Source organism: Streptomyces sp. NPDC050704 (genome assembly GCF_040654355.1).
Classification (GTDB): domain Bacteria; phylum Actinomycetota; class Actinomycetes; order Streptomycetales; family Streptomycetaceae; genus Streptomyces.
Genome location: NZ_JBFAHW010000219.1, coordinates 1 through 8,282 on the forward strand (window position 1 = coordinate 1; position 8,282 = coordinate 8,282).

Annotated in this window: 8 protein-coding genes and 1 pseudogene; 4 read left to right on the top strand and 5 right to left on the bottom strand. The window is 68.3% G+C overall.

Annotated elements, in window-relative coordinates:
- Positions 1 to 368: 2'-5' RNA ligase family protein (locus AB0I18_RS50905; RefSeq protein WP_363112692.1), on the top strand; the 368-nt coding region annotated here is incomplete at its 5' end.
- A gap of 504 nt (positions 369 to 872) precedes the next feature.
- On the opposite strand, the gene AB0I18_RS50910 is transcribed toward AB0I18_RS50905, so the two are convergent.
- A complete protein-coding gene (locus AB0I18_RS50910; protein WP_363112693.1) occupies positions 873 to 1,331 on the bottom strand; it encodes a MarR family transcriptional regulator in 459 nt (152 codons plus the stop codon).
- Between the two features lie 138 nt (positions 1,332 to 1,469).
- Between AB0I18_RS50910 and AB0I18_RS50915 the strand changes: the two genes are divergently transcribed.
- Both AB0I18_RS50915 and AB0I18_RS50920 read left to right on the top strand, forming a co-directional pair.
- Complete coding sequence (locus tag AB0I18_RS50915; RefSeq protein ID WP_363112694.1) at positions 1,470 to 2,516, top strand: SDR family oxidoreductase; 1,047 nt, start codon at positions 1,470 to 1,472, stop codon at positions 2,514 to 2,516.
- Between the two features lie 368 nt (positions 2,517 to 2,884).
- A pseudogene (locus tag AB0I18_RS50920) lies at positions 2,885 to 3,250 on the top strand (helix-turn-helix domain-containing protein); the annotation flags it as partial.
- Between the two features lie 107 nt (positions 3,251 to 3,357).
- Here AB0I18_RS50920 and AB0I18_RS50925 read toward each other — a convergent pair.
- Together AB0I18_RS50925 and AB0I18_RS50930 are read right to left on the bottom strand one after the other, a co-directional pair.
- A complete protein-coding gene (locus AB0I18_RS50925; protein ID WP_363112698.1) occupies positions 3,358 to 4,119 on the bottom strand; it encodes an SDR family oxidoreductase in 762 nt (253 codons plus the stop codon).
- Positions 4,120 to 4,630: 511 nt separating this feature from the next.
- Positions 4,631 to 5,557, bottom strand: coding sequence for a LysR family transcriptional regulator (locus tag AB0I18_RS50930; protein WP_363112695.1), 927 nt, complete (start codon positions 5,555 to 5,557; stop codon positions 4,631 to 4,633).
- Positions 5,558 to 5,691: 134 nt separating this feature from the next.
- On the opposite strand from AB0I18_RS50930, the gene AB0I18_RS50935 reads away from it, so the two are divergent.
- Positions 5,692 to 6,624 carry an NAD-dependent epimerase/dehydratase family protein gene (locus tag AB0I18_RS50935; protein ID WP_363112696.1) on the top strand — a complete coding sequence of 311 codons (933 nt, stop codon included), beginning with the start codon at positions 5,692 to 5,694 and terminating at the stop codon, positions 6,622 to 6,624.
- A gap of 360 nt (positions 6,625 to 6,984) precedes the next feature.
- On the opposite strand, the gene AB0I18_RS50940 is transcribed toward AB0I18_RS50935, so the two are convergent.
- Positions 6,985 to 7,401 carry a hypothetical protein gene (locus AB0I18_RS50940; protein WP_363112697.1) on the bottom strand — a complete coding sequence of 139 codons (417 nt, stop codon included), beginning with the start codon at positions 7,399 to 7,401 and terminating at the stop codon, positions 6,985 to 6,987.
- Positions 7,398 to 8,213 carry an IS5 family transposase gene (locus AB0I18_RS50945; protein WP_363112699.1) on the bottom strand — a complete coding sequence of 272 codons (816 nt, stop codon included), beginning with the start codon at positions 8,211 to 8,213 and terminating at the stop codon, positions 7,398 to 7,400. Before AB0I18_RS50945 ends, AB0I18_RS50940 begins: the two co-directional genes overlap by 4 nt.
- Positions 8,214 to 8,282 lie beyond the last annotated feature (69 nt).

The window sequence follows — 8,282 nt, forward strand, 5'->3', positions numbered from 1 at the left end:
CCTCCCCGAGCCACTCCACCCAACCTCTCAGCGAACCAACAACACACCAGACCAGCGACCACCCAGCACACCAACAAACCCCCCTCCGAGCGTCACCCGACGGCCCTGTTCGGGCCGTCAGAAACGCCATTCGAGAGGCTATCGGAGAGGTACGCGGCGAGGTCCCAGAGAAGGCCGAGGGCTTTACTCCACACGTCTCCGTGGCCTACAGCATCGGCGACGGTCCCACTGAGCCGATCGCGCAGGTCCTCGCCGACCTCAACCTCCCGCCAGCGCATGCTCGCATCTCCACCGCGGAGCTCATTGTGATCCACCGGGACAACCAGATGTACGAGTGGGAGACCTTCGCGAAGGTGCCGCTCGGCTGATGGTCCTCTGCCAAGCGGGGTCTTGCCGCCCGTGCCGTGGGCCTGCAAGACCCCGCGCCCCGCATCGCGGCAGATGAGGCGGGACCTCAGTCGCGAAGGCCCGCTGACCCACCGCTCCTTGGCTGCAAGCCGTTCGGCTCAGGCCGCTTCCACCAGATCGGGGCGCGGCCCGAACCCGCGCCGACAGCGCGGCGGGGTCCTGGTGGGCAGTCCAGCCGCAATCGGCTCCATCGAAGACCCCGCGATCCCGGAGGGGATGCCGGTCCTGATCGACGACGATCTTCTCTTCGAGGACGTCTCGGGGCTGCGGCCGACGGCGGCGGTGAATCGGTGGCTTCGGCGACCACGCAGCGGACGGGCCCTCGCCAGCTGGGCTCACCGCCCGCCCTCGCGCGGTCAGCGCTGATTCTGAGCCATCCTGGGCCCAAACGGGTGGGAATGGCGGTTCGCATGGCGAGTGGTGAGGCGATTTGCCTAGGCTGCCTCGACGTCGATGTCATCACCTTAAGCCGGTTGCGGCTTGTGGCTGTCGAGCAGCTTGGCAAGCAAGGAGTGAAGCTGTCGTCGTTCCGCGGCGTCGAGGCCGGCGAGCAGTTCGGCCTGGACGACATCGGCGTGCTGCTGGAGTTCCTCGAGGTGCTGCCTTCCGGCGGCGGTGAGGGTGACGACGTTGCGGCGCCGATTGGCGGGGTCGGCCTGCCGGTCGACCTGGCGGCAGCCTTCCAGGCGGTTGAGGATGCCGCTGACGTCGTTGCGGTCAAGGCCGAGGCGGCGGCCGATCTCGGCCTGACTGAGCGCCCCGTACTCCTCCAGTGCCGCAAGGACAGCGAAATCGGCGCGGGCACTCAGCGGCATGCGCTGCGCGGTCAGCCGAGCGCCGAGCGTCGACACCTTGCTCGCCTGCCAGCTGGCGAGCTCACGCAGTCGGGCCGGGGGTTGCAATGCGTGATCCATGTCCGCCATGTCCCCATCCTAACCGTTGGCCATCCCAACACGCACCTGTTATGTTGGGCTAACCAACGTTGGCTTGACCAACATGTGAGTGGGGTCAGTGGAGGACCGCCGGTCGACTGCCCCGCACCGCTCCCGAGGAGTCATCTCATGCACAGCAGCAATGCACTTCCCGATCTGTCCGGTCGCAGGGTTGTCGTTCCGGGCGGCACGGGAGCCGTGGGAGAGGGTGTCGTCCGCAGCTACCTCGCCGCCGGTGCGGACGTCGTTGTCCCGACCCGCACCCAGGAGCGGGCGGAGGAGTTCCGGCGCGTGCTCGGTGACGCGGCGACCGACCACCTGCACCTGGTGGTTCACGACTACACGACGTTCGCCGGCGCCGAGCAGGTTGCCGAGGAGATGGAGCGCAGGCTCGGTGGTGTCGACGACGTGGTGGCCCCGATCGGTGGGTGGTGGGCCGGCAAGCGGCTCTGGGAGATCGACGAGGGCGACTGGCAGAACGCCTTCGTCGGGCTCGCGGCCGCGCACGTGGCCGTCCTGCGGGCCTTCCTGCCCAGGCTGAACGCCCGCGGCGCCTACACGTTGATCGTCGGGGCTTCCGCGTTCACGCCGGTTCCCGGCAGCGGCCTGGTCAGCATGGAGCAGGCCACCCTGCTGATGATGCGGCAGGTGGTCGAGGCCGAGGTGGCAGGACAGCAGCGGGTCTTCGCCCTGGTCCTCGGGCCGGTCAGGACCCGCCTGGTCGACTCCGGCGATCCGGACTGGGTCAGTGCCGAGCAGGTCGGTGCGGTCGCCGTCGCGGCCTCGGCCGCAGCGGCAGTGGGCGGCCTGGAGATCCGACTGCGCAGTCAGGCCGAGGCAGACGAGGCGCTGGCAGTGCTCCAGGGCGACCAGCCGATCAGGACCGGCGCGGTCGTTGCCGTGTCCACGATGGAGCCCAAGAACGGACGGCGCGAGGACCTCCTCGAGGTGCTGGCCGAACTCGCTCCGCAGATCCGCGCCGAACCGGGGTGCCTGCACTACTCGGTACACCGACCGCGCGGCGATGCCGACGGACCGCTGCTGGTCATCCAAAAGTTCGCTTCGATCGAGGCGTTCACGGAGCACAGCGCGAGCGTGGCGGACCAGATTCCGAGGATCGCCGCCCTCCTCGCCACGCCCCCCATGCCGCCGACCCTGTTCGAACCGGTCCCGTAGTCCGCTCTCATCGAGGACGTCGGCAACGGCGAGAAGGACCACGTTTGTTGACGTCACCCCAAGTAGAGGGCGAAGCCCCAGGTGCGCAGCACGCCTGGGGCTTCGCCGGCGACACAGCGGCACGGTCTGCTTGTCCGGCAATTCGGCTGCTACACAAGCGAACCGAGTGCGGAATCGGACCGTGATGACGTTCACGTGCGGCCAGCACTGGCGGGCATGGTGGTTCAGGCGCTGGCCGCACATGCTGCTGCATCGATGCGGGGGCCTCGGCACGGGCCCGTATTGCAGGGTGCGGCGTCCCACCCGCCATGATCATGGCCGTGTGCGGCGGCCAGCGGGCGGGGACGGCAGTTGAGGTGGTGCTCGGGATGGAGGTCCACGAGCGGCTTTTGAGGACGGTGGCCTCTGCGAAGTCTCAGGTTCGGGCGGTGTTGCGGGCCCGGATCGTGCTCGCGGCAGCGGACGGGCTCGCCAACGGCGCCATCGCCCGGGAACTGGAGATCAGTATGAACACGGTGCGCAAGCGGCGGGGACGGTTCGCCGCCTGTGGGCCCGCCGGCCTTCGAGATGCCGAACGGTCGGGACGGCCGAGGACCAACGGGCCAGCGGTGCGCATGACGGTCGTAGCCACCGCGACGAGCAAGCCGCCGCACCCGGAGGCGACCTGGTCACATCGGGCCATCGCGCAACGGGTGGCCAGCACGTGCTTCGCGTCAGTGTCTGCCTCCCAGCTCGGCCGGATCCTGGCGGATCTGGACCTGAAGCCGCACAAGGTCCGAGGCCGGCTCACCCGCCGGGACATCCCCGACTTCTGGCAGCGGGCCGCCGACGTGTGCGCTCTCTATCTGGAACCGCCTGAGGGGGCAGCCGTGCTATCGATCGACGAGAAGACCGCCCCGCCCGCTCGCGCCGGTATCCCGGGCGCCCCGCGCGCCCGGGAAAACCCGTCCGGCAGGAGTTCGAGTACCGGCGTCACCGCCGCGACGCGCTGGAACAGCTCGTGCTTGTCGGGTACCGCGGTGTTCCACGCGCTGGTGTTGATCACTCCGGGCGAGATGGCGTTGACGCGCGTGGGCGCCAGTTCAACCGCGAGGGCGGATGCGAGCGCGCTGACGCTGCCGTTGGTGGCTGCCATCGCGACGCCTCCCGGTGACGGCCGCCACGCCCCCAGGCCGGAGAAGAACAGCACCGATCCCTCTTCGGCGATCATCGGGGCGAAGTGCTTGGCCAGCAGGATGGGTCCGAGGACCTTGGTATCGAAGGCCGCGAGCAGCGCGCGGCGCTCGACGGAGACGACCGGCCCGCTGGCCCGTTCCGCGGCGACGCTGACAAGGTGGTCGAGCCTGCCGGCGGCCCTGACCTGATCCGCGGCCGCCTGGATCGACCCCTCGTCCGACAGGTCGAGAGCGACAGGCCGGACCGCGTCCCCGATGGCCTTCGCCGCGACAGCCGTCTTCTCGATGTCCCGTCCCGCGAGGGTGACCCGCGCACCCTCGCGCAGGAGATCGGTTGCCAGGGCAGCAGCGATGTCCGAGCTGCCCCCACGATCAGAACGTGTTTGTCCTTCAGCGACTACGCCATCGAATGCTCCTCGAAGTTGCACAGGACGAGCGGTGAGCCCGCCCTCTGTCTGCCGTGCAACTGCCGACAGGGAGCCATCCTTACCGTCTTACTATCGATAGAAGTATGGCTTGCGATAGATATTGCTCATACCGGCGGGGATGGAGTGCGTGCCTGACCCCGGGTTCGACACCGTCTCCATATCCGCCAACCGGCGATCTCGCATCAGTCGGCAGTTCTGAGGACGAAGCCGGGACCGCGCTCCTGGCCTGCGGACCGCCGCCGTGCGCGCCTGATTGCCGCTGGCCGTGCGGAGCTGCCCAGGCGCGCCGAAGTCGTGGGACGGCGATGCCATACGGCTCGTCTGCGTCGTCGGGCAGGGCGCCGATGCCCCCTCCGGGCGGTCGCCGCAGCAACGCCGGCCTGTGCGGGCGTCGATGCGTCCGGGTCCGGCCTTTGCCGAGTCGATGGGTGCTGACGCCGCCCCCGCTGTTGGTCGCCGGCGAACGACCTGGTCGCCTACCGCCTCGGCGGGGCGATCCTCAGGCGGACGGTCACGCCTTCGCGGGAGTCGAGTTGTCCCCTCCGAGTTGAGTTCGCACGTCGCGGGGCACGTGCACGCCGTGCCTGCGCATGTTGGCGATGAACCGCGCGGCGAGCGGGTCGAGTGTGGTGGGGGTGACCGCCACTAGTTGCCTGACCCAGTGTGGTGAGAACGATCGGACCGCGCCCGGGAAGCCGGCGCTGATCGCGCTCACCGGGCATACCGCGACCCCCAGGCCGGCGGCCGCGAGTTGCGGGGCTGCGACAGTCACCGATGTCCTCATCACAGGCTCCGGGCGGACTCCGGCCTTGGTGAGGAACCGGTCAAGCCACGTGCTGAGGCCGTTGTCCGGAGCGAAGTGGACAAGGCGCACTCCATCAAGATCCTGTACGCGGACGACGGGCTGCCGGGCGATGGGGTGGGCCGTTGGTGCCGCCAGCACAATTTCCTCGTCGGCGACCACGGTGGCCGTGAAGCGGTCGGGCACCGGAGCGGGCATCAGCACCACGTCCGCTTCGTCGGCGTCGATGAAGCCGTGAAGCTCTTCTGCCGACGTGGATTCACGCAAGGTGATCGTCACCGCGGGGTGACGGTCGTACCACTCGCGAATGACCGGGGCGAGCACGGAGATCAGGCTCTGCGCGCAGGCCAACCGCAGTGATCCCCCGGTCGCTTCGCCGGCTGCGCGGGCCGACCGGACTGCGGAGGCGGCCGCTTCGATCGCTCGTCTGGCATCCACGACGGCGGCACGCCCGGCAGGAGTGAGCTTGACTCCCCTGGGTTCGCGGCGAAGCAGGATCGTCCCTGTCTCGCGTTCCAGCGCGGCGAGTTGGTGAGAGACAGCGGGCTGCGACGAATGCAGCCGCCGTGCAGCCTGTGTGACCGACCCGGAGTCCGCGACCGCGACAAGGCACTCCAGCGCCCGAAGAGAAGCCATGCCGATATTTTATCGCAGACCACCTAAGTATGAATCTTTTCGAGGGAATGGCTCGTGACCGAAGACTGCTTCACCCCGTGAGACCTGATCGCCCCGAGGCAGGCGAGAGGCCGGTATCGATGAAGGAGAGTTTCATGGCACGAGCATTCGTCACAGGCGGTTCGGGGTTCATCGGCCAAGTGCTGGTCCGTCGGCTTGTCAGTGAGGGGCATACGGTCCGAGCTCTGGTCCGAAGCGAGGAGTCGGCCGCCACGGTGGCAGCACTGGGCGCGGAACCCGTGCGGGGCGAGCTGACCGACTCGGCCACGTGGCGGGACGCGGTGAAGGGCAGCGAAGTGGTCTTTCACCTCGCTGCCGAAACCGATATCTCCAGCGACCGTGCACGTCAGGAGGCGGTGACGGTCGGCGGCACTCAGGCAGCGATGGACGCGGCCCGCTATGCCAAGGTTCCCCGGTTCGTTCACTGCGGAACCGAAGCCGCGCTCCTTGCCGGCGACCCCCTCGTGGACGTCGACGAAACCGCGCCGCTGCGGCCGGACTCGGAAGCCGTCTACTCTGCGGTGAAGGCTGAGGCCGAGGCGATCGTGCTCGACGCGAACGCGCCGGGATTCGCCACGGTGTCGATCCGGCCCAGGATGGTATGGGGCCCCGACAGCATCCTCATCGACATGCTGATCGAGTTGGTGAAGGCGGGGCAGTTCGCCTGGATCGAGGGCGGTCGCCACACGACTGAAATCACGTTCGTCGACAACTGCGTCGAGGGCCTCGTGCTCGGATGGCAGCGCGGCCGGCCGGGCCAGGCATATTTCGTCACCGACCAACACCGCGTCACCTTCCGCGACTTCTGGGAGACCCTGTTCGAGATCCATGGCGTCGACAAGCCGACCGCCGAACTGGACGCCGTGACTGCCGCCCGTGCGATCCCCGTGCCCGTTCGATGGTTCCTCGGGCAGACGTGCACCCTGCGGACCGACAAGGCGGTAGCCGAACTCGGGTACAAGCCCATCGTCTCGCACGCCGCCGCTCTGGAGGCCGTCAGGAACTCGGTGGCCGTCGCCCGCGCGTGAAGCGCCGTCCACGTTCAACCGGCATACGTCAAGCCCACACCGACACCTCGCGGACCAGACTTCCCCTGCCACCGCCGCCCATACGCTGATCGCGGGAAGCATGCGGACCGCTCGACAACGACCTGCCGTCCGCGAGGCAGCGTCGGTCGGATGTCAGTGTCCCGTGAGACGTTCGTTCTCCTTGAAGGAAACTGAGAAAAGATCATGGAAGACGACCAACTCCAAGCCGTCGCCCGTCAGCGTCATGACGGACTCGGCAAGTTCGGAATGGGTTTCAAGATCGCGGCCGAGCGTCACCCAGACGCAGGGGTGGTGGTTCTAAGGGGGCGGTTCGTGAGTTGATGTCCGTTCCGGACTTGGTTACTGCTTCTTGCTGAAGGTGCCGGGCTCGGCCTCGGTGAGGATTCCTAGTGTGACCAGGCGTTTCATCTTGGCTCGGGTGCGTTCGATGTGTTTCGGCAGGAGCTCGAAGTCAAGGGCCTGGCAGATGTCGCGGGCCCTGAGTGGGCCGGTGGTGTCGTTGAAGACGGCGAGGATGCGCGGGTAGTCCGGGTGCTCGGGCAGCTCCAGACTCCCTGATGGGTCGGGGCTCTGGACCGGGATTCGGTCGGCGAGGCCGGTGATGGTCGTGCGGGTGATGGCGAGGTGTTCCAGACGCAGTTGGGCCTCTCGGAGCTGGGTCTGAAGGGTGTCGATCTGGGTGCGGAGATTGCCGGCCAGGGCCCGGGCGGCGTCTTCCTGAAGGTCGAGCGCCTGAAGGAGGGGGTTGAGGTTCACGCGCCGGCCACCTGCGGATCGCGCCAGGTGAGCGTGCTCGCGTCGGTGAGCCGGCGGGCCATGACGTGGGTCATGGCCCAGTAGACACGTGAGGTGGAGGAGGCCGGGCGGTGTTCGTAGTCGCGGACCAGGCGCCGGTGCAGTATCAGGGTCTCGAAGGTCTGCTCCACCCGCCACCGTTTCGGCTGCGGAACGAATCCCCGTTCCTCAGGGGTGCGCCGGACGATCTCGACGTCGATGCCGAGGGCGGCCCCGTGCGTGACGACCTGGTTCTTGAAGCCCTGGTCGACCAGGGCCTTGCTGACCGAGCCGCCGGCCGCGACGGCGACCTGGTCGAGCAGAGCGATGCCGGCGGCGTTGTCGTGGACGCTCGCGGCCACCACGGTGACGGCGATGACCAGGCCAAGGACGTCCACGGCCAGTCCCCGCTTGCGGCCAGGCATCCGTTTCGCGGCGTCTTTGCCCGTCGTGACTGCGGGGACCCCGGTGGCCGCCCGGACACTCTGGGTGTCCAGGATCACCAGGGTCGGGTCCTCTAATCGCCGGTTCCTCTCCCGCACCTGGCAGCGCAGGAGTTCATGGATGTGCTGGTCGGTGCCGTCGTCCCGCCAGGCGGCGAAGTAGTAGTACGTCGCGCTCTTCGGCGGCAGGTCGTTCGGCAACAGGGCCCACTGACAGCCGGTCCGGGACTGGTAGAGGATCGAGTTCACGATCTCCCGCATCGGATAGCGGCCCTGGTGGCCGCTCACGGAACGGTGCCGGTTCTTCCAGGCCGTGAGCACCGGCTGTCGGGTAGGCCCCGCCCCTCTCAGGGCGAGGCCCCCCTCAGAACCGTGCGTGCGCCTCACAACGCACACGGCTCAAGCAGCCCCCTTGGACCG

Coding starts and splice junctions, on each gene's coding strand:
- AB0I18_RS50915 (WP_363112694.1), top strand. CDS start 1,470: ATGCACAGCAGCAATGCACTTCCCGATCTGTCCGGTCGCAGGGTTGTC.
- AB0I18_RS50930 (WP_363112695.1), bottom strand. CDS start 5,557: ATGGCTTCTCTTCGGGCGCTGGAGTGCCTTGTCGCGGTCGCGGACTCC.
- AB0I18_RS50910 (WP_363112693.1), bottom strand. CDS start 1,331: ATGGCGGACATGGATCACGCATTGCAACCCCCGGCCCGACTGCGTGAG.
- AB0I18_RS50935 (WP_363112696.1), top strand. CDS start 5,692: ATGGCACGAGCATTCGTCACAGGCGGTTCGGGGTTCATCGGCCAAGTG.